Here is a 24,426-nt window from a genome sequence, read left to right as displayed (position 1 = left end):
TCGCCTAAAACAAGGAATAAAGGAGTTACATGTAACCGCAGGGCTACGTACGTATTAGTCATTTCACATCCTTGATAACAATAAAACTTATGCTCCCTCAGAGCAATTTATAATTGTAGCCCTTAATATCATTTTTGTTATCTTTGTGGTTTTTGTTATCTTTGTGGTTTTTGTTATCTTTGTGGTTTTTGTTATCTTTGTGGTTCTTTGTGTAAAAAACAATAACATACGCGGAGAACGATGTCAAGTAAGCAGACAATATTTCAAGTGCCATATAAAAACCAATATGCTCTAAGCTAGACTCTCTTAAATTTACACAGATAATTTAAAGGCTACGGGTTAAAAAATGGATATCGGGACTTTTTAATGGTTACTCTTGTGTCCCCCCATCTGAAAGATTATGTTTGTGAGTATGTCTCTAGTGTTTTAAGCTCAATCAGTTGATTAATCATACAAAATAAGGAGAATAAATAGGTCATTAATTACCTTAAAATCCCAATAAACCACCAGTAAACCGCTCGTTTACATGAGAAATTAGTCCTAGAAATCACCGCCCACAAATTCAAGCGTGCTACTATATATTGTGTTACCCATCCACATAGACACAACATGTAGTGATCATAAAGACTTGTTGCTAGAAAAGGTTGGTATATTGGTACATGGTAGAACTAACGAGCAGACAGGCCACTCCAAACCCTTACCTCACGATCCCCGATGAATTAAAAAATTGCCCACAGTGGGTAATGTGGAGAAAAGTCCCTCGTGCTAATGGAAGGATGGGAAAAGTCCCCTACAACCCACATACACACAAAGAGGCAAACGCAGTTAGTCGACAAACGTGGATAACCTACACAGAGGCAATAACGGCTCTTAAGCAAGAGACCTATGATGGTATCGGTTTCGTCTTCAGCGACAATGATGCATTTATAGGAATCGATCTAGATGGATGCATTTCTAATGAGAAGATAGCACCATGGGCGCAAGAGATAATAGATTATATCGACGGATACACAGAAATATCTCCATCTGGAACGGGGGTCAAAATCTTCGTTCAGGCCAATATTTTACTCAGTGGAGGAAATAGAAAAGATGGATGCATAGAGGTCTACAATACACAGCGATTCTTCACAGTAACAGGCCAACGTATCAGCAACACAAACAGGATCGAAAACAGACAGGAACAAGTAGAAAACTGGTATCACAAAACATTCCCTACATTTATACGCCACCGGATAAGTGCCCCTAATATAAGCGAAGTACTCAAAGACGAGGAAGTACTTACTCTGCTCAAAAAGGCAGCAAATAAAGCAAAGTTTGAACAGCTCTGGCAAGGAGAGATAGAAGAATATACATCTCATTCTGAAGCAGATTTAGCACTATGTAGTTGTATCGCCTTCTATACGCAAAACATAGAGCAGATAGAACGTATAGTACGCCGCTCAGGACTCCACCGTAGTAAATGGGATGAGCATCCTCGTTATCTTTTCGATACGATAGAAAAAGCGATTGATAATCTTGATGAAACGTATACGCTACAAAAAAAGCGTGAAGATAAACGTGAAGCGCATGCTTATCCTTGGCAAAAAATACAGGAAGATAGAAACCTGCTGAAGACGATAGAAGACATAAAAGATATAGTAAGCACCCACCTCCATGAGCAAAATGACGCTGTTCTTGTTGTGAAAGTCCCCCCAGGAGCAGGAAAATCTACCACTATCGCCAACTGGGGAAAAGACCAGAATATTGCATACATTGTTGAAAGACATGATCAATATGAACAGGTCAGAGGGTTGCATGACTATCGACACATACTAGGATGCTCACCTACCAATTGTCCAGAATCAGAGATTGCCAGAAGAGGAAGCATTTTAGGCTTTAACATGTGGCCTTTTCACCGTAAGCACTTTTGTCAGTACTATCAACAGTTTAATATACCAGGAAGCGCCGTGTATCAAATTGCTCATGCTCAGACATCACATCCAGTGACACATAAAGCTGTCGTCGTCGATGAACTAAACTTATCGAGCTGGGTTATAGAACATGTGATTACAACGAAGATGATACTTAGTACATTAGAGAGAGTCAAGCGTCCAGACACGGACAAAGCTTACCATGTTCTCAGAGAATTACAGGCAATCCTTCAAGAGACAAAAAAGTCCCTAACAGGCAAAGGCTTGTTTGATACGCTCAACGAACAATCTAACGGACAACTAGAAGAAGGATTTCAAGAACTTGCTGCTGCTCCATGGCTCATGCAAGAACGACCAGTGATTGATGTGAAATTCCTAGAGGAGTTGGGGCATATCATCATTCCAATGATAGTCAATACCTTCCAGCAAGAGATACCACAATGGAAGACGGGGCAAGACTGGAATAGTCGCATACACGTAGGCCAACACGATGATGAGTATACCCTGTTTATTCAGGAGCCACGTAGGTTCCAGGGGAATATTCCACTTGCGATCCTTGACGCAACGGCACACCCTGAACTCTTTTCCAAACTTTTCGGACGGCCTATCGAGGTGAAAACAATAGAGATTGACCCACCTCCCAACATGAAACATATCGCAGTAAGAACAGGGAAGCGTTATAGTAAAGGAACGTTGACGAATGAAAAAAACAGTGAAAAGGATCTTCAACGTGTTATTAAAGAGCTTCGCTACATCCTCCGAGAGATTGATCCCGATAGACAAAAATCTATAGGACTCATAACCTATGCTGCATGTCAAGATACGATTGGAAAAGCCCTAGCAATACCAGAAGAGCGGCAAGGGCACTTTTGGGCAATACGCGGAAGCAATGCATTTGAAGACTGTGAAATATTGCTTATTGTGGGTACTCCGACGCCTAATCTTGATAGCATTATTCATTGGGCACAAATGTTATATGCGGATGATCCAAAACCGATAGATGCTAGAAAAGGTGGGGATGGGCAGTTTAAAGATGAACGTCTAAAAGGACTGGTTGACTATCTGATAGATGCAGAGCTAACGCAGGCCGCACACAGAAACAGACCTCTCCGCTATGATAGGCGTATTGTGATTACACTCAGTAATGGAAATGTTGGCTTTCTTCCTATCACAACAGAGATCACTAATCTACCCGTACTTAGTCAAGAGGGATACGCAAAGGCAGACTATGACCAGGAGAGAATGAGACAGGCCGAGGAGTCATTAAGAGTGAGTGGCATCTACGGAGAAAAGCTCTCGACAAGGAAAATGCAAGCAGAGTTAAAGAGGCTTCATGGTTCTAAAATGAACAATAAAACGGTCGGTGCATATGTGAAAGAAGCAAAGCAGAGAGTAACTGCTCCATTCATGAGTGACATTGTTGTAAGGGAAGGGGATAATATGGCGAATGAAATGACTGGATGAGAGGGAAAAGGAAGGGCACACTATATTACATCACCCACTGTGTTGATAGTGTTACTAACTCCCATATAAATTATTTTATGGGTAGTGGTAACAGTAAAGTACGTAGTGTGCACCATCAAAAACTTCTTGCTGAAACATTTTATTTTAACAAAAGCAGAAGAGCTATGGACTAAATTCAGCTTGTGAAATACATCCTGGTCATTTGATGAAAACGAGACATGTTCGTTCTATAACTATATAAATGTTAAAATATAGGTATTAAAAGAGTAACTGTAATAAAATGGAGGGGAATTGGACTCAAACACTGCAGCACTTGTCCTGAATATAGTCACGGTCACAGGAACCCTACTTGCAACGGCATTAGGCGCAACATTAACCTATCGTTTCACCAGGAGGTCTAATCAAAACGAGGTCATACGCAAGAAAATAGAAGAGATTTATCAGCTCACTACTGAAGTAAAACTATGGATTGATGGAGAGTTCCAAATACTGGGAAGATCACTTACCCAACAACCCCAATTAAATATTCAAGATCACCAAAATCCAATCAATAAACTTATAATGTTAACAGACTTATACGCCCCTTCATTGGATAAAGATATCATGGAGTTGAGAAATTATATTGTTGATATAAGAGAAATTAAGTGTGAATATGACAAATTAACAGCCAAGGAAGTAATGGATAAAATCATGCAAATTTCAGGTAAATCAGATAAAACCTATGATAAAATCAGGATATCAATAAAGAAGCTTATCAAGCACCAAGGTTAGGTTTCTAGTAAATTTTAACCCCCATTTCTGAAAGGATTATCAATCTCTACTACAATTATTTTCGACCTTCCAACTCCACAGCCTTCTTTTCTGCTGGTTCGACAATATTTTCTCTGATAGATACAAGTATAGTAGGGATATCTTGATAGCAATATGTTTCCAGTACCCAGGGATAGCGCCTAAAGTGCTCAAACATTGAATATCCCCTATCACCTACATGGAGAATAGGCTGAACTGGAACCGAAGGAAGATGAGGAACAATGGCTTGGAGTTCTTGCGGTATGCTTTTTGCATCGGTAAGATCGGCAATAATAAAACGAGACATATGGGCAAGTGTACTAATTGTTTCAGTCAAATCTCTTTTTGGCGATGACTTAAAATCAAATACTATTGGTAAAAGGTTGTGTTTACGTAGCTCCTCCCGTAAAGCATCTAAGACTAATTTTCTCTCTTCTGTAAAGCGACCAAGAATTAAAACAGTTTTAGAAGTAATTGTAGTAATAACATCACTGATTTCTTTATTATTCAAGAGAAGATAAATAAACTGAGCGATCTTAAGGTTATCTACAGTAATTTCTGACTCATTAGAATTAGGATCATCAAAATCAATATCATCAAGATTAGTACCACCAAGATTAGTAATAATAAGATTTGATTGATTAGTATTTTTTACCGAAACATCCCAAACAGAAATACCATGAATAGAGCAGCCTGTTAAATCAGCATCGTCCAGAGTTGTTCTGACTAAAATAGCATTATTTAAATTAGCTCTTCTAATATCCGCCTTATTCAAATTTGCATCGCTAAAATCTGCTCCTTGAAGGTTTGCTCGATAAAGGTTAGCCGAACCGAGATTTGCATCTCTGAGACTCGCCTCTTGAAGATTCGCTCTTTGAAGATTCACTCTTTGAAGATTCGCTCCTCTAATATATGCCCTCCTAAGGTCTGCACTGGAAAGATATGCTCTAATTAAACTAGTATGGAAAATATCTGCGGAGTAAAAGTTTGCCCCACTTAAATTAGCCTCATCAAGCCTAGCTCCACCAAGAAACGATTTGTCAATGCATGCATTCCTAAGACTTGCTTTGTAAAGATTTGTTCCACTAAGGTTAGATCGGTGAAGACGAACATTATCAAAGTTTATTTCCTCAAGATTCATTCCACTAATATCGGCATCATTCAAGTCTGGGTATTTTATTTCAGGATTCTCCTCTCTCCACTCGTTCCACACATCTACTCCTGCTCTCAACACATCCATATGTTCTTTGCTTGCCATAATTCACCTCCGTTAATAGAGACGTTTGCAAATTCACAAATTTCAAAATGTGACGAAGAAGATTATTTTTAAAAAGCTGTCACGCCCATCTTACACTAAATCATTGCTCTAAAGTATTATTTAAAAGATCATTACATTCAACCACTTCATTTACCACTTCATTTCATAGAGAGATCAAAAATAATAATTTGCTCAGTCTCTCGCAAACACAGTCTTTTCACAGCCTTTCATGCTGTGCTAGAAATAGAAGGGTTGTATAACAGCAGTCTTCGCTATTGAGCGATACCAACCAATATTTTCTCTCGCCTAGTTTTCAGGAATATCGTTTCATTTTGAGAGGTAACTACCCACCCGTCTCGGCTTCATTATCGAGGACCGCTGCAATCCCAAGTTTTACCAGATTCCACACTCCTACATCTGGTCATCCTATCAACCTACTTTATAGGTAGAGACTTACATGTGAGAAATATGTTCATCGGAGTAATGTAACGCAACAGCATGAGCAGATAAGTGGGGGAGAGCAGAGGATATATGTTAATTCATTATTTCTATCGCCGTGTCTATCGCCTTCAACATCAATAAACATGACCTCTTGCATTTTCAAAAGAAGTTGTGTTATTCTTGCCTCGGAGACAAAAAAACATAATTCCGATGTACGGTTTTATCGCTCTCCGAAGTAAAGTTTGTGACCGTCCGAGGTAAGGACACATTTATTTTCTCCCGCCCATAGCTCAGTGGAGTCTTCGGAAAAGTTGGCTTTACAGGCGGCTTGGGAGTGAGGACGCGCCCAGAGGGATTCGAACCCCCGACACTCGGTTCCGAAGACCGATGCTCTAATCCACTGAGCTATGGGCGCATATCTTAGAAGACCTCCTCAATTTAGCACAACGCTTATGAGCTGTCAATAGAATATAAGAAAAAACGCGCTCATACGAGTATGCCTTTCATAACTGTGACGGCCTGCCCTGCAATCAGGACGCGATCATCTTGAAGATGCACGCGTAGCAGGCCGCCACGCTTTGATGCCTGGTATCCAGTCAGAGTGTCACGACCAAGTTTTTTACTCCAGTAGGGAGCGAGCAGGCAGTGCGCTGAGCCTGTGACAGGATCTTCGTCGACGCCGACGCGTGGACCAAAGAAGCGTGAGACAAAATCATAACTTGCATCCTCGGCGCGACTGGTAACAATCACGCCACGCGTATCTATCTCTTTGAGGAGCGCGAAATTGGGAGTGATCTGCCTGACGATCTCAGCCGTGGGCACTTCAATCAGATAATCAAAATTGCCGCGTCCAACGTAGTCTGCGTGGATGCCACCCAAGGCTTCCAGCAGTCCCGCAGGCGGCGGAGTAGATTGTTCTTGATCAGCGGGAAAGTCCAACTCGATCCACGAACTATCACGGCGGGCAGTTAAGAGTCCACTTAACGTATAAAAGCGGGCGATCTCGTCGGGTTTGAGATAGCTCTCCTCCCACAGGACGTGTGCACTGGCCAGTGTGGCGTGACCACATAATTCGACTTCTGCGGCAGGTGTAAACCAGCGTAGGTGAAAGCCATCACCATTAGGAACTAAAAAAGCTGTTTCGGAGAGATTCATTTCGCTCGCCACATTTTGCATCCAGCGCTCATCGGCCTCCTCCGCCAGAATGCATACGGCGGCCGGATTCCCAGTAAATGGCGCCGGTGCAAATGCATCGACTTGTATGATCGTTTGCATTTTTCTCCTCCTTTTATGAGGCAACGTATGAAGCAGCGCTTGACTGCGGTTTTTATGACCAATTCTCGAAGGTTTGTTGTTTATACGATGGGGTCGATGAAATGGATGGAGTTGATGGCTTCCGCACGACTGCATCAGGTGGAAACAAAAACTCTCCAGATGGATCATGGTCCTTGTAGGCCTGGAGAGCTCGCTCTCTCTGCTGCACTGCATAGCAATACACGCAGCCATGCGGACACGTATCGTAGGCTCCAATATCCTTTGAGGCGCTACAAGCGCATTCCTGCCGTCCACCGCTCTGTCTCTTGACCACAATCGCATCGCGCCGCGCCACCCGTGCCAAGCGTGCACTATCGACGCAATGCGCCTCCTCAATCAGGCCCGGAACCAGAAAGCGCTTTTGAGCGCAGATACGCAACTGCATGTCACAATCACGAGCAATATAGGCCAGAGAGGTAATCAAACTACGGAAGTTCTCCTCAGCCTCCCTGGAGCTATGCTCATGCCAGCTAAAGTTCTGCTCGCGAGCCGCTGCATTGATATTGCGTGCACTCTTTTGATAAATGTAGGCGAAAGAGACGATGACCTCATCGACCGTTCCCCGCAATGCTTGTGCGAGCCGCTCAAAATTGTGCAGATGCCATTCTGGAGGTGTCAGTGAGGTAAACAGTATCGGATCATAGCGCCAGACGAGCCGCTCCGGACCGTAGGTACCAGCCAACTGATGCATGTAGGCGATAGTCTGCATGGTATCGACGACACGGGATTCGAGCGAGCGGGGATAGCCATTGATGGTATGATGGATCAAAAATGGATATCCCATCTGCTCCACCTCGGGCAGATAGCGCAGAAATGGACCAATATTTTTAGTCCAAAACACGATACCATCTACCTGCTCGGGTGAAAGATCAATTGTATAGATCTGACCGCCATAAGGATTTACCATCTTGCAATAGCCATGCTGTAAACGTTGCATAAACCATGGGCCATAGAAAGCGGGAATATCGGTTTTATAGCTGGCAGAGATAATCATAAATTGCCCTCAACCTCATGGGAGAGCTCAGCAAGCAAAGCTCTCCCCGAAGTATCGCTTAATGAGTCGTTTGCTTCTCCGATGATGACTGCTGATGTTGTTCCACTTTTTCAATCAGTTGATCCAATGATAACTCATTGATTGCCGTGAGACGCAGGTCCGCGTGCTCCAGAGGCAGCTGGGCGGTGATTGGATTGGGGATCGCCACACAGTAGATACCGGCATTCTGCGCGGCACGCACACCGTTCGGAGAATCCTCCAGAGCAATCGCCTGCTCCGGACTGGCTCCGAGCAGAGCGATGGCCGCCAGATACAGCTCTGGATGCGGCTTTTTATGCACAACCTCATCACCAAATTTCATAGCATCGAAGCTATCCACTAATCCCAGACGCGTTAGATGCTGTACAACCCATGAGCGCGGCGAGCTTGATGCTACTGCAACCTTCATACCTCTGGCATGGGCAGCCTCGATATACTCTTCCACTCCTGGCAGCGTTGACTGCTGAGCAATCAGTTCCAGATGACGCTGGAGCCGCTTCTCCTCATACGATTCGGGTGGAATCTCTTGCCCTACCAGAGATTCCAGATAGGAATGAGGATTAAAGACGTCAAGGCCGGTACCGATACATTTGGCCCATTCTTCCAGTGGGAGAAAACGATTATAGGATTGATAGAGCTCTTGCCAGGATTGATATGCAGAAATTTCAGTATCGAGAATAAGACCATCAAAGTCAAAAACGAGTGCCGTGATCATGAAGGAACCTTTCGCCCTGGGTAAAAAGGGATAATTTATAAAAGCTTTCAGACTTCTTTCATGCTCACATCATACCATAAGCCGTGCGTTACCGATCCATTCGACTCTCCACAGACAAGCATATTTTTATAGAGAGGATATCTATTGGAGGGGACTTGAATTTGCTGGAAGCTCATTCTATACTCAGATCAACTTGGGATAAAAAACGGAATGAGATCCGCTGCAAAGATGCACATAAGCATAGTAGCTTATTCTTCCTGTACAGATTCTCTATCCAGACCAAACAATGATACGAAAGGAAGTCTGTGCTTATCCAACAAGTAGTATACCTGTGATAATGCACCGCCCACACACTATGAAAATTACGCAGTTAGAATTATTCAAAGTTCCCCCACGCTGGCTCTTTCTCAAAATCTCGACTGATAACGGCATCTCTGGTTGGGGCGAACCCATCGTCGAAGGCAAAGCCGATACTGTCAAAAGCGCCGTGACGGAGATGGCTGACTATCTGCTTGGCAAAGATCCCTCGCATATCGAAGACATCTGGCAGGTACTCTATCGAGGTGGCTTCTATCGTGGTGGACCGATCCTGACCAGCGCGCTATCGGGCATTGATCAGGCCTTATGGGATATCAAGGGAAAGCATCTGGGCGTGCCCATCTATGATCTGATGGGCGGTCCCGTGCGCGATAAAATCCGCGTCTACTCCTGGATTGGCGGCGATCGCGCGATTACAGCAGCTGAGCACGCACAACAACGTGTCGCCGCCGGCTATACGGCTCTCAAGATGAATGCAACCGATACGATGGAATGGATCGATTCAGCGCAAAAAATCGAGGAGATCGTGGAGCGCGTCGCGACGGTACGAGCAACGATTGGTAGCGGGATCGGTCTGGGCATCGATTTTCATGGACGTGTGCATCGTAGTATGGCGAAGATCCTCTTCAAAGAATTGGAACCCTATAAGCCACTCTTCATAGAAGAGCCCGTCCTATCTGAGAATAACGACGTTTTGATTGAGCTGGCTCGTCACACCAGTATTCCCATCGCCACCGGAGAACGCATGTACACGCGCTGGGATTTTAAATCGCTCCTGGCAAGTGGAGCAGTGGATATTATCCAGCCCGACCTCAGCCACACTGGTGGCATCTGGGAGGCCCGCAAGATAGCCGCAATGGCGGAGGCGTATGACGTCGCCGTCGCCCCTCATTGTCCTCTGGGGCCGATTGCGCTGGCGTCCTCACTCCAATTAGATTTCTGCACCCCCAACGCCTTCATTCAAGAACAATCCCTCGAAATCCATTACAATCAGGGAACTGATCTGCTAGACTATCTGGTAGATCCCGGGATTTTTCAGTACGAAAACGGTTTTGTACACAGGCCGACGCAGCCAGGCCTGGGGATCGAGATTAATGAAGAAAAGGTACGTACAGCGGCACAAATAGGCCATCAATGGCATAATCCTATCTGGCGTAACCAGGATGGGTCCCTGGCAGAGTGGTAAAAGTAACGGTACCTTTCAGATTAGCAAAATATCAAGTACAATATGGAAATTAATGTCTTCATTTTTATTATCTATTGAAAATATGTGCAGAAAAAAGTAGACACTTCTGCTCCAGTAAAAAACGCTTGCGACGTTGCGAGGATGCTTTAAGAATTTTTCTATTCTATCACAACTATCTTAATGGATCAGAGTATTCGCCTCAGGGGGTAAGTACACGTAGGGTAACATCGAGAGGAAAGATATTTCCATTCTCATTGTATTCTAACTTTTATGCGTCACTTATCATACCCGACGACCGTTACATTAAGATATAGCAGTAACATTTGCATCTTAGCTATCGCATGCGGAAAAGGAGTTCGTCATGCCACGAGAAGTCATTCCGCCAGCGGCTCAAGGGCCACGGAACACAACAATCTTAATAGTAGAAGATGATGCAGACATCGCGCAATTTCTGCAACAATTAATTGAAGAGGAAACTCCATATCACACCACGGTGATCGATAATGGTCAGACCGCGTTGGAGCAGACCTCTTACGTGCATCCCTGCCTCATGTTGCTCGACTATCGGCTGCCCAAGCTCAACGGTCTGGAGCTCTACGATCGCCTGCAAAAGGCAGAAGAGACACGAGGCATTCCAACGATCATGATGAGCGCGACGTTACCAGTCAAAGAACTAGAGTTACGAGGCATTCATCAGATTCGTAAGCCGATGGATATTGGAAGTGTTATTCGTATGATTACACATGCCCTGGCGACATTCGAGGAGAAACGCCTACAAGAACAGTACAATTATCCCTAAAGTGTAACACGTTACCACCCCATATGCAGAGTTTGATACAATAAGATTATTCCCACGGCCGTTTCGCTGGCCGACAGCAATGAAGATCAGGAGGATACTTATCGTGGCAAACAAAGAACAGAAGAAAACGCAAAAAGCGGCCCCTAAATCGAATAAACAGAAGAAAGAGGCACAGCGAGAGAAAAAGGCATCCAAAGGCGGAGCCTCCCTCTCTTTAAAGAAAGATTAGCACCCGGCATTCGACTTATCCTAATGAAAGAGTAAAAGCGTTGGCCGGATAGATCCAACTGATGATCTATCCGGCCAACGCTCTTATTACTTCACACCAATTTGTACTATTTAAATCTATGGAAGATCTGTAAAGCTTATTTAGGGTGTGCTTCGTTATGCATTATAAGAGGCAAATAACCATATCTATAGAAGAAGTTTTCAATTTTATACTTGACACTCTTGTTACAATGCGAATGGAATGCTTTTATTTTATCAGGTACCGATCGCCCAAAAGCGAGGCCTGCCCTATATCTTCAACCAGATAATCAGTACAGTTACGCCCATCATTGCAGTTGCCATCACACGTGCTGAGAAGAGGGGGCGCCAGGTCTGAAGAAAGCTGACCAGCCTCTAGGAAAAAGCAGAGAACCAGGATGGAAGTGCTATGTCTAACCAGTATTCTTTCGACGCGAATATGATTGAGGATGCTCCACATCATGTCGATATCGTTGTTGTCGGAGTCGGCGGGGGCGGCATGAATGCCATCAACCGGATGATTGCGGCCAATGTACGTGGTGTGCGCTTTGTGGCGATGAATACTGATGCCCAGGTGCTCGCGCTCTGTGAAGCGCCGGATCGTATTTGTCTGGGGCAAAACCATACCAAGGGCTTAGGAGCGGGTGGCAATGCGGCCGTAGGCATGCGTGCTGCTACCGAGAGTAGTGCCGAGATCATGGCAGCCCTGGGCGATGCCGATCTCGTCTTTATCGCGGCCGGTATGGGTGGTGGTACCGGAACCGGAGCCGCCCCGGTCGTCGCATCCATTGCGAAAAAGTTAGGTGCATTGACAGTCGGCATCGTAACCCTGCCCTTCACATTTGAAGGCTCGCGGAGGAGAAAGATTGCCGATCAGGGTCTGGCCGAACTGAGTGCGGAGATTGATGCGCTGATCACGGTTCCCAACGATCGCCTGCTCAAGACGATGGCCCGCGATCGCAACCTATCAGACGCATTTAAAGTAGCCGACGATGTACTACGTCAGGGTGTGCAGGGCATTGCGGAAGTCATCAACGTCCCGGGCATGATCAATGTCGACTTCGCAGACGTCCGTAGCGTCTTATTAGAGGCCGGCACCGCACTGATGAGTATTGGACAGGGTAAAGGCCCCAATCGCGCCCAGTTAGCCGCTGAGGAGGCCATCGCAGGTGGTTTCTTGAATGTCACTATTCGTGGTGCCAAGCGTGTCTTATTTAATATCAGTGGCGACGAAGATATGACATTATTTGAAGTAACCGAGGTAGCGGAGCGGATCGGGGCCGCGATCGACGACACAGCTGATATTATCTTTGGAGCGGTAATTGATCCCGCGCTCCACGATACAATCCGAGTGACACTGATTGCTGCCGGTATGGAGGAGCTACATAAATCTCGGATGGATGCAGTACGTTCACAGCAGATCTTGTCCACACGTCAGACACAACCTCATCCATCTGTACCCATACGCTCGGCCACAGCGCCAAACCAATTCTCAGACAGGCCGGGAGGTCTGAGACAGCCGTCCGCACTTCCAGACATGCCACAGATGCCACGTACATCGCCAGCGCTACGATCAGCGCCGGTAGGCCAGCCGATCACGCCACCACCAACGCAGATGCCGCCATCCTTACAGCCTGGTGATCCCAACCAGCCGCAAAATGGACGACCGCAACGCAGCTTGGACGACTTACGTGGCATCAGGGGTATAGGACGCCGTCAAGATCCTCCACGCCGCTATCATCCCACGGCTGGACAGGATGGTCCGATCGATCCGCCACCCTTTGTGAAACGCTACGATGAATAAAAAAACCTTACTACTCTATCAAAGGTCATCACGCCGATGCGGTATCGGTGATGTGTGTCCCAAAACAGCTCTGGAAGGCGATGGAGTGAGAGGCTCACCGACGTAGCGGCGCGGCTCCGCCGTGCTGTCTGTGACTCGTACGACCACGCTCCCCATAGGGTTCCATTGCGTGATCTTTCCACCGTGGATCGTCTCGTCTGCGTTGCTTTCAGATGCGCATGGGACGTTTTCGTGCGTCGAGTGACAGCACGGCGGAGCCGCGCCGCTACGTCGGTGAGCATTTCAGCCCATGAGGATGCGTTTCCCCAATGCTACATCGGTACGATGACCGTTGACAGAGCACGATGAACATTGATAGAGTCTTATTGCTGTTTACTCAGGATTATCGGTCCCTGCGCGACCACGCTCGCCACCCTTTTTACCAATTCGTGAATAGAACTCGGAGCCTTGCTGACGCTTGGTTGACTCGCCACCCTTCTTTCCAATCTCGGCATAGAATTGTGGGCCACGCTTCTCTTTCACCGTGTCACCACCCTTCTTGCCAATCTTTGAATAGAACTCAGGACCGTATTTCTCACGTACAGCTTGACCACCATGCTTGGCCTTTTGTGATCCCGGCTCGGGACCACGCTTATTATTTGCCATAGAAAGTCCCGCCTCTCTTAAACTTCAAATCCACGTTTACCCAACATTTTAGCGGTGAGACATCCTACCTACAGAACATCTCGCTGCTTCCCTACTGCGACTGATGTTCACGCGCCTGCGCCACACGATTGGCAACCAGCGCCGCTGTGATACCTGCGCCAACACCATTATCGATATTGACAACAGACAGACCTGGCGCACACGTTTGCAACATCGAAAGCAATGCGGCAACCCCGTTACCGCCTAATCCATAGCCAATCGACGTTGGAAGCCCAATCACCGATACTGGCACCAACCCTGCAACAACTGAAGGCAAAGCGCCATCCATCCCTGCGGCCACAATAATCACATCCACATCCTGAGAGAGCAGCTCACGCAGCGGCCCCAGCAAGCGATGCAATCCGGCCACACCAACATCATAGATAGTTGTGACACGGCAGCCCATCTCTTCAGCGATGAGACCCGCTTCCTGCGCCACAGGAATATCTGATGTGCCGGCACTAATAACTCCGACGTGCCCACCCGTACTTTTACGATGATAGTCAGGATGATAAATGGTCATGGCGCGAGCAGCCTCAAACGTGCGAACCGCGTACGCCTGAAACTCTTGTTGAAGAGGTGCCAGTGACTCAGGACGCAGCCGACTAATGATAGCGCGTCCAGTCCCCTGCAAGAGACCATGAGCCATCGAGATAATCTGCGATGTTTCCTTCGTCGCCCCAAGAATGATCTCAGGAGCCCCTTTTCGTAACTCACGTCCGCTATCAGGACGGGTCTGGATGTCAGCAGAGAGATCGGTATGTTCAGATAGCGGTAATTCCTGCGCTTTTTCACCAGCATCGATAGAACTGGTCGACGTATATCCTTGCTCAGTTTGTCCCGTCTGAAACGTATTGTGCCCGAATGGTTTATCCCCGAGCAATTGATTTAAGAGTTCGAATTGTCTATCAATTTCGTGATCCACAAAGGTACCACCCTAGTCAGTAATTACATAACGATTGATCATCTGCATCCTACAACCAGTCACAGTGTAGCACAGTCTAACTTATTCAGCAAGCCAAAGGTAGTACTTTCTTACTCATAAGTAGTGATTACTTATTTTTCACTCAATAGAAGTAAACAATAACTTGCTATGCAAAGTAGTCTAGTGCAAACTTATCATACATGATGAATCAGCGCAGGTGAAACTCCACCGGTATAAAAAATGCTATTATCTATTATACGAAGAGGACGCATCACCATAATTGCTGAGCAGCATGCAAGATAGCAGCAGCGTGTTATACTATAAGTAGTTTCAGGATCACATGTAACAACGTTATGTATTGGAACAATAATTATCTATGACGTTCCTACAAACAGGCACGCCAGAAAAGCATTGAAAGCCTCATGAAAAACATTCGGACGTTTTTAGCGAGCCTCTTCCTTCTGTTACTATGCATGGCGTCAAGCGCCTGCGGCCCCACGGCCAACCAGTGGCAGGCGACCAGAAACGTCTCCGTCAACAAAGCCTTCCAGAAAAGTATCCCCAGGCTCCCCCCCATCCCTCACTATCTCTGTGGAGCCTGGTCATCCAATAACGCGCCCAACCCATATAGCAGCCTCAATATCTATGCCAGACTCACCCAACACACAGATCAGGGGATCACTCCCGTCAAAGCCGCTCCTGCACAAGCCACAATCCACTACGCCTACGGCGATAAGAAACTCGATCAGGTCCCCGTCAGCGACAGCGGCGGATACGTGACCTTTTATCTTCGGCTACAAGGACAACAGCCGCGCTTTGTGGCAGCCACTATCGATATCGCCTTCAAGATCGCAGGAAAGCAAGTACCGTGCTCGCATGCCTTCTTCACGCCCCAATAATTGGAGCTGCCTTATACAGAAGCCACCACATCGCCTCGGGACGCCGGAGCAATCTGGCATGTTGGACAAAAGTGCGCACTCCTCTGTCCGATGGTCATACGCTCAATCAGCGTTCCACAACGAGTGCACGGCTTCCCTTCTTGATGATATACACGTACATGATTAAAATTCTCGCCGGCCTCACCCCAAAGATCCCGATAGTCGTTAAACGATGTTCCTCCATGTTCAATTCCCAGTGTTAACACGGCAATGATGCCTTCATGCAGCAGTTTGATTTCTGAAGCAGTCAGGCTGTCCGCACGGCGTAATGGATGTATCTGCGCGACGAATAATGCTTCATCGGCATAAATATTTCCGACGCCCGCAACCACAGTCTGATCGAGCAATACCTGCTTAATGGCAGTTCTACGCCCAGCTAGCGTGGTCGCAAAGCCTGCCAGAGAAAAGTCAGACTCTAAAGGCTCTGGACCCAGTCCTTTCAAAGCATCCTGCTCACGCTCGCGCGCCCACAGGCCCACCTTGCCAAACTTACGGGGATCAGTAAAGAGTAAGCAGCGACCATCCTCGAAAGCGAAAGCCACTCGACAGTATCTTAACTCGTGACTATAAGATAGTCCAGCCTCTTGCTGGATGGAAAAGATCGGACCCTTGGTGTTCCAGGCCATCAGATCGCTCTCGCGCAGAGCCGTATCAATCGTGTAACCGGCAGGCAACAATAAAAAATTGCCGGTCATACGGCGATGAATCGAGAGGAACAGGTTCCCACTCAGATCAATTAAGAGATACTTGCCACGTCGCCGCACACCTTCAATCTGGCGTCCCGCGATCTCGGCCAGAAAGTCTGGCACAGTTGGATGGTTAATAGTGCGATCCCAGAAGACATACGCTTCTTGAATCGTGGCTCCGACAACTGAGGCTCGCAGTTGACGTGCCGTATATTCAACTTCTGGTAATTCAGGCATGACTATCCTTACATTTCCTTTTATCAAAATTGGCATAAAAACCCTGCGTTTATGCATAGGGTACTTCACCTGGATGAGAAGCGAGCTACATACGTTCTACTTTTTGCGCTTCTGTGGCTATTATAGAGCTATCAGGAACGATCTCCCAGGCGGTATAGCCCACTTCGGTATCCTCAATCAGCGCCTGAGCGGGCAAGCGGGCAGCCTTGCGGGATGCAACCACATCGCCGGCAGCGCCCGAGAAATTACCGGCGAAGGCCAGCAACAGATAGGCGGCAGCACCTGGATAGATGACGGTCACGATGACCCCTACCAATGTGATAACGATCAGAGGGGCCAATCCAACGGCGAGATAGTAGTTACGCGCAAAGAGTTGTTGCCGAGCTCCACAGTATAGTGCCAGCGGAAGTTTCGCTCCAAAATGAGGTTTTCCGCCCCAAAAAGCAAAGACGATCCCATGGATGATTTCGTGTACTCCTAAAATGAGGATGTAGCCTATGATGTTGAGGATCAGGAAGATGAAGATCCCTCCCAGGGAGAGTGGTGCCAGCCAGCGTTGATAGTGTCCAAAGTAAGCCAACAGGTCCAGGGCGATGAAGAAGATGCCACTGATGATGAGCATAATCAAACTCAATAAGGCCAGCGGACGTAGCTGCTCAGCATCAAGCAGTGCCACCTCCTCGATTTTTCGGGAGTGCCCTGCATCGATCTGCGCCTGCTTTGCGCGTCGCTCCTCGGGATGATATCGATCAATTAGCTGCAATGACATACAAAGATTCCTCTCGCTCCTCCATATCATATCACAAGCCGACGTAGCGTCGTAATCCGCTTGCATGGTATTACATCGAGTTGGCTTCGGGCTGTAAGTTGAGCAAGGATTCTTCGATCTGCAACCATTCTTGCTGCTCGGCATCGGTACTTGCCAGACGCTGCTCCATCACCGCCGATTTTTGCATACGCTTGAGGACGCGCTGTCGAAAGCCATCAAAAAAGTCCTGCTGGCGATCTGGTGGCGGCATGATATGCAGGGCAATCATCTCGGGATCATAGAATTCATCCGGATTAAATGCCAGCGACACCAGATTGGTGTAGCCACGGACGAGCGAGAGACGCGCCTCGGGCGCAAAATAATCCTGTTGCGTACTCGATAGCAACAGACATCCCGCCACGCGGCACGCGTACATAATGGGACAAGCCACCGCACTGACTTCGTGCTCTACCTGATAAGCGGGGAGGAAGGTCTTATTAGATTTCAGATCGCCGATATGTTCCAAACGACATGAGACGGTCACGTGTCCGGCCAGCGACTCAGCCCCCAGGAGCAGAGCCTTTTCTTCGAGATCGCCACCCCAGGGAGGTGTCCCCAGTCCCACGCCCTCGCGCAGGCTACGAATCTTGCCATCACGCGGAGGCATGCAGCGGACAACCGTAATGGCCAGGCCGACACGTTCAGGATCAAGTTGACGCAATGCTTGCTGCAAGACGAGGCGCGTGATAGACCAGAAGCGCAATAAGTCGGGAATACTTGCTCGTGCATCCAGGACTTCCATGATAAATTTGTAAGGGATTTCCTGTTCAACTGTATCAATCTCAATATCGGAGACATCCGATGAGTCCTTTTCGAGCAAAGCTTGCAGTTGAAGCCGCTGCGGCTTCGGGATGGCACGCAAGAGTTGACGCATATTATGCGGTCGTGGAGACGACTCGCCACTCACCCAACGGCTCAAGGTGACCGAGTGAACGCTGATTTCCGATGCAATACGGTCACGTTCAGATGGGTTGCTGATGATATTACCAAGAAATTCACGCCACTCCATGGCACCCCTCCGTGCTTCTCTATTATAGTAGGAAAACAATCAAAGTAGCAGTATTGCCGGTTCCCCATCATAGCAGAGTAGCTTAAAAAAGTCAAAAGATCGGCAGGAATGGCAATAAGTAGCGATACTCGCATAGCTAGAATTACAGGATACAGCAGTGCTAGTACGCTTTCAGTCCCTCCCCTTTCCATGATATGATGTTCTAGCTAGAAAACAAAATACGAAGGATACGAAATGATAGATATTTGTATTTTAGGCACGGGAGGTATGATGCCCTTGCCAGGACGCTGGCTCTCCTGCGCGCTGGTACGGGTGGGGGCGACGCTCACCCTGTTTGATTGTGGTGAAGGAACACAGATACCCTGGAAAACAGCAGGCTGGGGTTTTCGCCAACTGGGAGCTATCTGCTTATCGCACATGCATGCAGATCATATAGCGGGCTTACCAGGCATCCTCTTCATGGTCGCCCATGCTGGACGTACGGAGCCACTGCATATCTACGGACCAGTGGGAACGACCTATATCATTGATGGCTTACGTCGACTGGCTCCCGAATTGCCTTATCCAGTACTGATTCATGAGCTCAAAGGCAACGAACAGTTTGAACTGCCGGGAGAATTAAAGGCAACCTGTGTTCAGGCCGATCATGGTATTCCCTGTCTGGCCTATCGAGCCGAACTTGAGAGACGTCCAGCGTTTCTAGCGGAGCAGGCACAGGCTCTGGGATTACCAGTCCAGCTCTGGTCGAGGCTCCAGCATGGGGAGACGGTAGAGCATCATGGTCAAAGGATTGTCCCCCAACAGGTTATGGGAGCGCCACGTCGTGGCATCTCATTTGCTTATATCACTGATACACGTCCGACCCAACCACTCGTCGAGATGGCACGGGACGTTGATCTGCTGCTGTGTGAGAGCATGTATGATACTGCTGACGATCTCCCTCTGGCGCACGCTAATAAGCATATGACCTCGGAAGAGACAGCCGGCATTGCTCGTGACGCACAGGCACATGAATTAGTATTGATCCATTTCAGCCCCAAAGTCCACGACACACGGCAGGCAGAAAAAACAGCTCGTAATGTCTTTGGTAACACGCGAGCTGCACGAGATGGGATGATTGTCACACTGGATTTTACTAGCTAGCTTCGGACAACTGCTGCCCATCACCATCCGAGGAAGTAATTGTACGTTCAGGCTCAGCCTGCTCAGCAACAGAGGGGAGCTGTTTCAGGTACAGATCAAAGAAAGCTATCACTTTATGGATATAATCCGCACGATCAGCGAAGTAGGCACCACAATGATCAACCTCCTGAAGTAGCCAGAGCTCCTTCGGTTCGCCCGCAGCTTGATAGAGCAGGGGAGCATCATGAGGATCAACGATCGAGTCTTTCATGCCATGAATAATCATGACTGGTCGTGGAGCAATCCGTCCAATATCGCGTAAGGGCTCAACTTGATTAAAATGATAACCGGCACGCAGCCAGAGAATAAGGTCCGTGACCCAATCAAAGATAAAAAATGGTAAATGCAGCGTTCGACGTACGGCATACTCAACCACACGACGATGCGTGGCAAAAGCACTATCAGCCACCAGAGCCTCAATCGCTGGTGTACGTGCCGTTCCCATGATAGAGACTGCTGCACCCATCGAATATCCGACGGCCCCTAAGCGGGCCTGAGGATCACGTTGCTGCGCATAGGTCACAGCGCCAAGGAAATCATTAATCTCGTGATATCCCAGCGTCACCGGCATCCCAACGACAGTACCATGTCCATAGTACTCAAAAACCAGAACATTGTGACCAGCCTTCCAGAGCAAGGCACACAATCCCAGGACGTCAGTCTTGCTGCTCCGATAGCCAGGGGACATAATAATCGTCGTCTTCGCATCGGGATACGGGACATACCAACCATTCACTTGATGGTCATCATGTAAGGAGGGGAACGTCACATCCTCAGCGGGCAAGCCCAACTCAAATGGACTAAAGGTATACAAGGCAAAGGTAGCCAAACGCTTTGGGCGGATAATATTATCCACGATATAAATACCAACACCGATAACCGCGGCCAGCACGCCTGCACTACTCCCTAATCCCCCCCACAAAAAGCTCTTCAGTGAAGGGCGGGGATGTCGCACGTCCGATAACTTGAACATAGGAATCCACAACCTTTCTAGCACCTAATTTTTTCGTCACACTTGTTATAACAGTATAAGACGCGATTCTATGCCCATAAAGACACGATTATTTTCGCAAATAAGACATATTCCAGCTAATTCCATACATTTAATCCTGGTAATTCCACCTATTTTTCCTATTTATCTGTCTCTCGGCTTCCAAAGAGATGTTTCTCAGCAAGAGAACGTATAGTATGGTAGAGGAATAGAATAATGCACAACACTATTCTTATTTCAAGATCAGCACAGCAGAATTACCAGTTCGCTACTGCACAAAAAAATCGGCAGTGATGCCATAGAAGATGATAGAGAATGAAACACAAACAGCTTCCTTTCTTTAAGAACGATCAGCAGAGACAAATGGTGCCATTCGTCAAGCCCATGCTAGCTTTCTGCATTTCAATACTGAGTGGTATTTTTCTTTTCCAACACACTATCTACGATAACCTGACCTCCCAGATTATCAATACCGGATTTGATCCTCTGCGCTCACAGTTGATAGCTGCGCTACTGATTACCGTAGCAGCCGCTCTGATTGGCACACTGGTGAGCACCAACAAATCCGCAGCTATAGTTGGTGCAGGCATCATATTCATCATCACGTACCTCCTTCCCTTCATTGAGAGCGAAATACCACCCACAACGGACCCCGGAGGCAATCTCGAGTTCCTCAACACTGGCGCATTAATACACACCGGTTTCGTCATCATCGCGTTAGCGCTCCTCAGCGCCTTCATAGGGGCGGCGATCGGCTTGAGCCTCTACGAAGTACTCATCAAGCCACCCACTCAATTACTACAAACAGCCATAGACTATCTCAAAAGTAAAAGAGATATTGCCGACCAACCCACCCTCATCATGTGGGCACGCAGCCAGAAGCACAACTGGCATCCTGAGCGTTGGGCAGCCATAATCCTGATGATCGCACTATTTGTGCTCGCCAGCCAGTCAACAGACCTCTTTTTCATCTCGCCCGACGTAGGATTACATAATGCCCCCAGATTGGTCAGCATCAACTCACAAATCCCGACCATTGGAACCGTCAAGACATTGCAGATGCACAGCACCATCATGGGAAATCGCTCACGCTCATTTGAGATCTACTTTCCCCCATCCTACTTTACCAGAACGAATGCAAACAGACGCTATCCAACGCTTTACTTACTCCACGGCTCGCCCGGCACCATTACAGATTGGGTCAAAGCAGGCAATGCTGCTAACTCGGCCAACGCATTAATCGATACAAAAAAAATCAAGGAGCTCATCCTGGTTATGCCTGACGGCAATGGAGCGCCAGGAGCCACCAGCGAATGGGGAAATAGTGGGGATCACAAACAGCTCCTCGAAGACTACGTCGCTGATGAACTCGTCCAATACATCGATCGACACTTTCGCACCATCCCAGACGCAGCACATCGCGCCATCGGAGGACTATCTATGGGAGGCTTCGGCGCCATGAATATAGCCGTCCACCATCCCAACATCTTCAACTGGGTCATCTCGTTGGGAGGCTACTACAAAGCCGTCGGAGCAATCTGGGGCTCAAACATCGCATACATCCACTACAACAGCGCCTTCCTGCAGATAGGCTTACAGCCTCAAGCCCGCCAGCTCCACATCTTTCTGGGCGATGCCTACGAAGATAAGCCCTACTATACGGATACAGTGCAATATGCGCAGCAGCTCCGCCATCTGGGAATTAAATATACTTTCGCCCAGGAACATGGACACCATTCATGGAAGGTCTGGGGCACTCAACTCTACCAGTCGCTCGGCTGGTTACAGTGGGGTCCAATTCATACCGCTCCTAAATTAGTCACATCTCACGCACTGCAGCACAGCATCGCTACACCGATAGAAGGGAATCACAATAGTTACCAACTTCCAGATTGAGAACGAGGATAGGAGTAAAGAATACAAATAGAGATCCGCCAGTAATGTGAATAGAGATAAGAAGAGGTATAATTTATCATGAGAAAATCGTTGCATTCATTAACCTGTGCTCGACGGAGTCATGATGGAAAATTATACCTCCTCTTTTGCAACTGTTAACCAAACACAAATTTACTATGAATTAGCGGGTCAGGGCCATCCTCTTGTGTTATTGCATGGATTTAATCCTTTCGATCATCAATTTTGGGATTGGCAATTTAGCACGTTTGCTCAATCATATCGAGTCTTACGCTTTGACCATCGCGGATATGGAAGGTCTCCCGCTTCAACCAAACCATATTCCCGAGAACAGGATCTTTTCCAATTGTTGCATCAGTTGGAAATATCTTCTGCCTATGTATTAGATATGGGAGGTTCAGGCGCCTTCTATTTTGTTCACGCCTATCCACAATTAGTTGATGCGCTCATTTTTGCCTCTCCACAATTTAAGGTATATACTTCATTATTGAAAACTCTTGTCGCACTTCCCTTTGCTATGAAAGAATGGTATCCAGCTTATAAAGCCTTAAAGCAGGGAAATGAACAAAAAGCATGTGAGTTGTTTTTAGCATTAGAAGATATGACACCTACGACTGTACCAACAGAAACCTATCAATGGACTATGAATCTTTTACAGAAAAGCATCCATTTAATACTTGACGCACCCAAAATTGCATCTAGTGATCCCGAAGTGCACAAAATATTAAGATCACTTTTTAAAGAAATACAGGTTCCCGTATTAATTATGGAGGGGGAATTCGCATCCCCAAGGGTTCGTTCGGCAGCCAAAGTTTTAGAACAGGATGTGAGACAATCTCAAAAAGTAAACATCCCAAATAGTCATCTTTTACTTAATATCGAGAATCCACAGGCGTTTAATCAGGCAGTTTTGGCATTTTTAGCACAGATGCTTTGAAATATGGAAATGCAAGAAGTTGCAATGTTACTAAAGATTGCATTAAATCTTTCTCCTCTTCAAATAGAAATGAGCCATTTTAGTATTTTCTATAAAAGAATGACATGCCAATAGAAACTATTCCAAGCATAAAAGTAGCTCCAGCAAATACACCTAGTAGCTTGTTATCGAGCATACCTAATGTATAAAGCGACATTACGGCAGCAGAAAAGGCGAGAAAAATAATACCTAGTAGGAGTGTTATCATATAAATCAATCGATGATTTTGTTGAAATTGGTTCATCAATAATCCTTTTTCTTTTCCTTTATTCTCTTATCAAGTATTTTTATTAAAAGAAATAATCCACCTACAAAAACCACAATGAATAAAACAGCAATAAATATTGTGGTAACGATTTCATTATTATCCATGACAAAACCTTAATTCACTCATTTTATCAACTTTCAGCGATGGTTGAATGATCTATTCGATCAGAAGCTAATTTTTTGACCTCGTTGACTTTTTTGATACTATAACGAGCATCCATATAGTGAAACAGAGGGTAAAAAAGACTTACGACACTATAAGAATTTATATGTGTAAACAAACTCACAAAAAATAAAATGCCGGCGAGTATTAAATTAATAAAAAGAAGACTAATTTGCTTCTTTGAATATCTCTTCATGTTATTTTCCTCCTATTATAGTAAACACGGGCAATAATAGATAAAATTGATTTATATCGTTAATAATGAACATTATCCTATAATTTATATAGAATAATGTTCATGAGAGGCATTTTCTGCTCCATTTCATAAATTATAAACAGGAGAAACCAAGAATGTCAACGAAGTTTGCT

At 46.5% G+C, this 24,426-nt stretch carries 23 protein-coding genes and 1 tRNA gene; 10 read left to right on the top strand and 14 right to left on the bottom strand.

All coding sequences use genetic code 11. The features are described from left to right. The first annotated feature begins 659 nt into the window (after positions 1 to 659). Complete coding sequence (locus tag AC27N8_RS28020; RefSeq protein WP_487071638.1) at positions 660 to 3,374, top strand: phage NrS-1 polymerase family protein; 2,715 nt, start codon at positions 660 to 662, stop codon at positions 3,372 to 3,374. A 291-nt stretch (positions 3,375 to 3,665) separates the two neighbouring features. After that, entirely contained in the window at positions 3,666 to 4,145 is a 480-nt protein-coding gene (locus tag AC27N8_RS28015; RefSeq protein ID WP_487071636.1) for a hypothetical protein, read from the top strand. 55 nt (positions 4,146 to 4,200) lie between these two features. Here the strand turns inward: AC27N8_RS28015 and AC27N8_RS28010 are convergent, their stop codons facing one another. The 5 genes from AC27N8_RS28010 to AC27N8_RS27990 all read right to left on the bottom strand — a co-directional run bounded on the left by AC27N8_RS28010 (position 4,201) and on the right by AC27N8_RS27990 (position 8,924). Then, a complete protein-coding gene (locus tag AC27N8_RS28010; protein WP_487071634.1) occupies positions 4,201 to 5,421 on the bottom strand; it encodes a pentapeptide repeat-containing protein in 1,221 nt (406 codons plus the stop codon). Between the two features lie 782 nt (positions 5,422 to 6,203). Then, a tRNA-Arg gene (locus AC27N8_RS28005) sits at positions 6,204 to 6,277 on the bottom strand. A gap of 71 nt (positions 6,278 to 6,348) precedes the next feature. Next, positions 6,349 to 7,137: a PhzF family phenazine biosynthesis protein gene (locus AC27N8_RS28000; RefSeq protein ID WP_487071632.1), complete on the bottom strand. Its 789-nt coding sequence runs from the start codon at positions 7,135 to 7,137 to the stop codon at positions 6,349 to 6,351. A 52-nt stretch (positions 7,138 to 7,189) separates the two neighbouring features. Then, complete coding sequence (locus tag AC27N8_RS27995; RefSeq protein ID WP_487071630.1) at positions 7,190 to 8,170, bottom strand: DUF1848 domain-containing protein; 981 nt, start codon at positions 8,168 to 8,170, stop codon at positions 7,190 to 7,192. A gap of 58 nt (positions 8,171 to 8,228) precedes the next feature. Continuing rightward, complete coding sequence (locus AC27N8_RS27990) at positions 8,229 to 8,924, bottom strand: HAD family hydrolase (RefSeq protein ID WP_487071628.1); 696 nt, start codon at positions 8,922 to 8,924, stop codon at positions 8,229 to 8,231. Positions 8,925 to 9,279: 355 nt separating this feature from the next. Here AC27N8_RS27990 and dgoD point away from each other — a divergent pair, with 355 nt between their 5' ends. The 4 genes from dgoD to ftsZ all read left to right on the top strand — a co-directional run bounded on the left by dgoD (position 9,280) and on the right by ftsZ (position 13,277). Then, positions 9,280 to 10,428 carry a galactonate dehydratase gene (gene dgoD / locus AC27N8_RS27985; RefSeq protein WP_487071626.1) on the top strand — a complete coding sequence of 383 codons (1,149 nt, stop codon included), beginning with the start codon at positions 9,280 to 9,282 and terminating at the stop codon, positions 10,426 to 10,428. 361 nt (positions 10,429 to 10,789) lie between these two features. Beyond that, positions 10,790 to 11,227: a response regulator gene (locus AC27N8_RS27980; RefSeq protein WP_487071624.1), complete on the top strand. Its 438-nt coding sequence runs from the start codon at positions 10,790 to 10,792 to the stop codon at positions 11,225 to 11,227. A 103-nt stretch (positions 11,228 to 11,330) separates the two neighbouring features. After that, the gene (locus AC27N8_RS27975) at positions 11,331 to 11,456 is read left to right on the top strand and encodes a hypothetical protein (protein ID WP_487071622.1); all 126 of its coding nucleotides are present in this window, start codon (positions 11,331 to 11,333) and stop codon (positions 11,454 to 11,456) included. Positions 11,457 to 11,882: 426 nt separating this feature from the next. Next, positions 11,883 to 13,277, top strand: a complete 1,395-nt coding sequence (ftsZ, locus tag AC27N8_RS27970; RefSeq protein ID WP_487071620.1) for a cell division protein FtsZ — start codon at positions 11,883 to 11,885, stop codon at positions 13,275 to 13,277. On the opposite strand, the gene AC27N8_RS27965 is transcribed toward ftsZ, so the two are convergent. From AC27N8_RS27965 to larB, 3 genes are all read right to left on the bottom strand, one after another. Next, on the bottom strand, positions 13,265 to 13,558 hold the full coding sequence (locus AC27N8_RS27965) for a hypothetical protein (protein ID WP_487071618.1): 294 nt from the start codon (positions 13,556 to 13,558) through the stop codon (positions 13,265 to 13,267). The genes ftsZ and AC27N8_RS27965 overlap by 13 nt on opposite strands. Positions 13,559 to 13,649: 91 nt before the next feature. Continuing rightward, the gene (locus AC27N8_RS27960) at positions 13,650 to 13,922 is read right to left on the bottom strand and encodes a KGG domain-containing protein (RefSeq protein ID WP_487071616.1); all 273 of its coding nucleotides are present in this window, start codon (positions 13,920 to 13,922) and stop codon (positions 13,650 to 13,652) included. Positions 13,923 to 14,013: 91 nt separating this feature from the next. Then, positions 14,014 to 14,886: a nickel pincer cofactor biosynthesis protein LarB gene (gene larB, locus AC27N8_RS27955; protein WP_487071614.1), complete on the bottom strand. Its 873-nt coding sequence runs from the start codon at positions 14,884 to 14,886 to the stop codon at positions 14,014 to 14,016. Positions 14,887 to 15,308: 422 nt separating this feature from the next. Here larB and AC27N8_RS27950 point away from each other — a divergent pair, with 422 nt between their 5' ends. Beyond that, a complete protein-coding gene (locus AC27N8_RS27950; RefSeq protein WP_487071612.1) occupies positions 15,309 to 15,785 on the top strand; it encodes a hypothetical protein in 477 nt (158 codons plus the stop codon). A gap of 11 nt (positions 15,786 to 15,796) precedes the next feature. Here AC27N8_RS27950 and mutM read toward each other — a convergent pair whose 3' ends face one another. From mutM to AC27N8_RS27935, 3 genes are all read right to left on the bottom strand, one after another. After that, positions 15,797 to 16,747 carry a DNA-formamidopyrimidine glycosylase gene (gene mutM / locus AC27N8_RS27945; protein WP_487071610.1) on the bottom strand — a complete coding sequence of 317 codons (951 nt, stop codon included), beginning with the start codon at positions 16,745 to 16,747 and terminating at the stop codon, positions 15,797 to 15,799. Positions 16,748 to 16,832: 85 nt separating this feature from the next. Continuing rightward, positions 16,833 to 17,516 (bottom strand): DUF3267 domain-containing protein, encoded by a 684-nt coding sequence (locus AC27N8_RS27940; protein ID WP_487071608.1) that lies wholly within the window; start codon positions 17,514 to 17,516, stop codon positions 16,833 to 16,835. A 70-nt stretch (positions 17,517 to 17,586) separates the two neighbouring features. Next, positions 17,587 to 18,564, bottom strand: a complete 978-nt coding sequence (locus AC27N8_RS27935) for a hypothetical protein (RefSeq protein ID WP_487071606.1) — start codon at positions 18,562 to 18,564, stop codon at positions 17,587 to 17,589. A gap of 234 nt (positions 18,565 to 18,798) precedes the next feature. On the opposite strand from AC27N8_RS27935, the gene AC27N8_RS27930 reads away from it, so the two are divergent. Beyond that, complete coding sequence (locus AC27N8_RS27930; protein WP_487071604.1) at positions 18,799 to 19,707, top strand: ribonuclease Z; 909 nt, start codon at positions 18,799 to 18,801, stop codon at positions 19,705 to 19,707. Here AC27N8_RS27930 and AC27N8_RS27925 read toward each other — a convergent pair. Beyond that, positions 19,700 to 20,719 (bottom strand): alpha/beta hydrolase, encoded by a 1,020-nt coding sequence (locus tag AC27N8_RS27925; RefSeq protein WP_487071602.1) that lies wholly within the window; start codon positions 20,717 to 20,719, stop codon positions 19,700 to 19,702. The genes AC27N8_RS27930 and AC27N8_RS27925 overlap by 8 nt on opposite strands. Before the next feature lie 333 nt (positions 20,720 to 21,052). On the opposite strand from AC27N8_RS27925, the gene AC27N8_RS27920 reads away from it, so the two are divergent. Together AC27N8_RS27920 and AC27N8_RS27915 are read left to right on the top strand one after the other, a co-directional pair. Then, positions 21,053 to 22,633 (top strand): alpha/beta hydrolase, encoded by a 1,581-nt coding sequence (locus AC27N8_RS27920; protein WP_487071600.1) that lies wholly within the window; start codon positions 21,053 to 21,055, stop codon positions 22,631 to 22,633. 121 nt (positions 22,634 to 22,754) lie between these two features. Continuing rightward, entirely contained in the window at positions 22,755 to 23,588 is an 834-nt protein-coding gene (locus AC27N8_RS27915; protein ID WP_487071598.1) for an alpha/beta fold hydrolase, read from the top strand. A gap of 79 nt (positions 23,589 to 23,667) precedes the next feature. On the opposite strand, the gene AC27N8_RS27910 is transcribed toward AC27N8_RS27915, so the two are convergent. Next, complete coding sequence (locus AC27N8_RS27910; RefSeq protein WP_487071596.1) at positions 23,668 to 23,871, bottom strand: hypothetical protein; 204 nt, start codon at positions 23,869 to 23,871, stop codon at positions 23,668 to 23,670. Continuing rightward, the gene (locus AC27N8_RS27905) at positions 23,871 to 23,999 is read right to left on the bottom strand and encodes a hypothetical protein (RefSeq protein WP_487071594.1); all 129 of its coding nucleotides are present in this window, start codon (positions 23,997 to 23,999) and stop codon (positions 23,871 to 23,873) included. The genes AC27N8_RS27910 and AC27N8_RS27905 overlap by 1 nt, the downstream gene beginning before the upstream one ends. Positions 24,000 to 24,426 lie beyond the last annotated feature (427 nt).

Source organism: Dictyobacter sp. Z7_2, assembly GCF_057551105.1.
This window is presented reverse-complemented; position numbering and strand designations above follow the sequence as displayed.

Coding starts and splice junctions, on each gene's coding strand:
- AC27N8_RS28020 (WP_487071638.1), top strand. CDS start 660: ATGGTAGAACTAACGAGCAGACAGGCCACTCCAAACCCTTACCTCACG.
- AC27N8_RS28010 (WP_487071634.1), bottom strand. CDS start 5,421: ATGGCAAGCAAAGAACATATGGATGTGTTGAGAGCAGGAGTAGATGTG.
- AC27N8_RS28000 (WP_487071632.1), bottom strand. CDS start 7,137: ATGCAAACGATCATACAAGTCGATGCATTTGCACCGGCGCCATTTACT.
- AC27N8_RS27995 (WP_487071630.1), bottom strand. CDS start 8,170: ATGATTATCTCTGCCAGCTATAAAACCGATATTCCCGCTTTCTATGGC.
- AC27N8_RS27990 (WP_487071628.1), bottom strand. CDS start 8,924: ATGATCACGGCACTCGTTTTTGACTTTGATGGTCTTATTCTCGATACT.
- dgoD (WP_487071626.1), top strand. CDS start 9,280: ATGAAAATTACGCAGTTAGAATTATTCAAAGTTCCCCCACGCTGGCTC.
- AC27N8_RS27980 (WP_487071624.1), top strand. CDS start 10,790: ATGCCACGAGAAGTCATTCCGCCAGCGGCTCAAGGGCCACGGAACACA.
- ftsZ (WP_487071620.1), top strand. CDS start 11,883: ATGTCTAACCAGTATTCTTTCGACGCGAATATGATTGAGGATGCTCCA.
- AC27N8_RS27965 (WP_487071618.1), bottom strand. CDS start 13,558: ATGCTCACCGACGTAGCGGCGCGGCTCCGCCGTGCTGTCACTCGACGC.
- AC27N8_RS27960 (WP_487071616.1), bottom strand. CDS start 13,922: ATGGCAAATAATAAGCGTGGTCCCGAGCCGGGATCACAAAAGGCCAAG.
- AC27N8_RS27950 (WP_487071612.1), top strand. CDS start 15,309: ATGAAAAACATTCGGACGTTTTTAGCGAGCCTCTTCCTTCTGTTACTA.
- mutM (WP_487071610.1), bottom strand. CDS start 16,747: ATGCCTGAATTACCAGAAGTTGAATATACGGCACGTCAACTGCGAGCC.
- AC27N8_RS27940 (WP_487071608.1), bottom strand. CDS start 17,516: ATGTCATTGCAGCTAATTGATCGATATCATCCCGAGGAGCGACGCGCA.
- AC27N8_RS27935 (WP_487071606.1), bottom strand. CDS start 18,564: ATGGAGTGGCGTGAATTTCTTGGTAATATCATCAGCAACCCATCTGAA.
- AC27N8_RS27930 (WP_487071604.1), top strand. CDS start 18,799: ATGATAGATATTTGTATTTTAGGCACGGGAGGTATGATGCCCTTGCCA.
- AC27N8_RS27925 (WP_487071602.1), bottom strand. CDS start 20,719: ATGTTCAAGTTATCGGACGTGCGACATCCCCGCCCTTCACTGAAGAGC.
- AC27N8_RS27920 (WP_487071600.1), top strand. CDS start 21,053: ATGAAACACAAACAGCTTCCTTTCTTTAAGAACGATCAGCAGAGACAA.
- AC27N8_RS27915 (WP_487071598.1), top strand. CDS start 22,755: ATGATGGAAAATTATACCTCCTCTTTTGCAACTGTTAACCAAACACAA.
- AC27N8_RS27910 (WP_487071596.1), bottom strand. CDS start 23,871: ATGAACCAATTTCAACAAAATCATCGATTGATTTATATGATAACACTC.
- AC27N8_RS27905 (WP_487071594.1), bottom strand. CDS start 23,999: ATGGATAATAATGAAATCGTTACCACAATATTTATTGCTGTTTTATTC.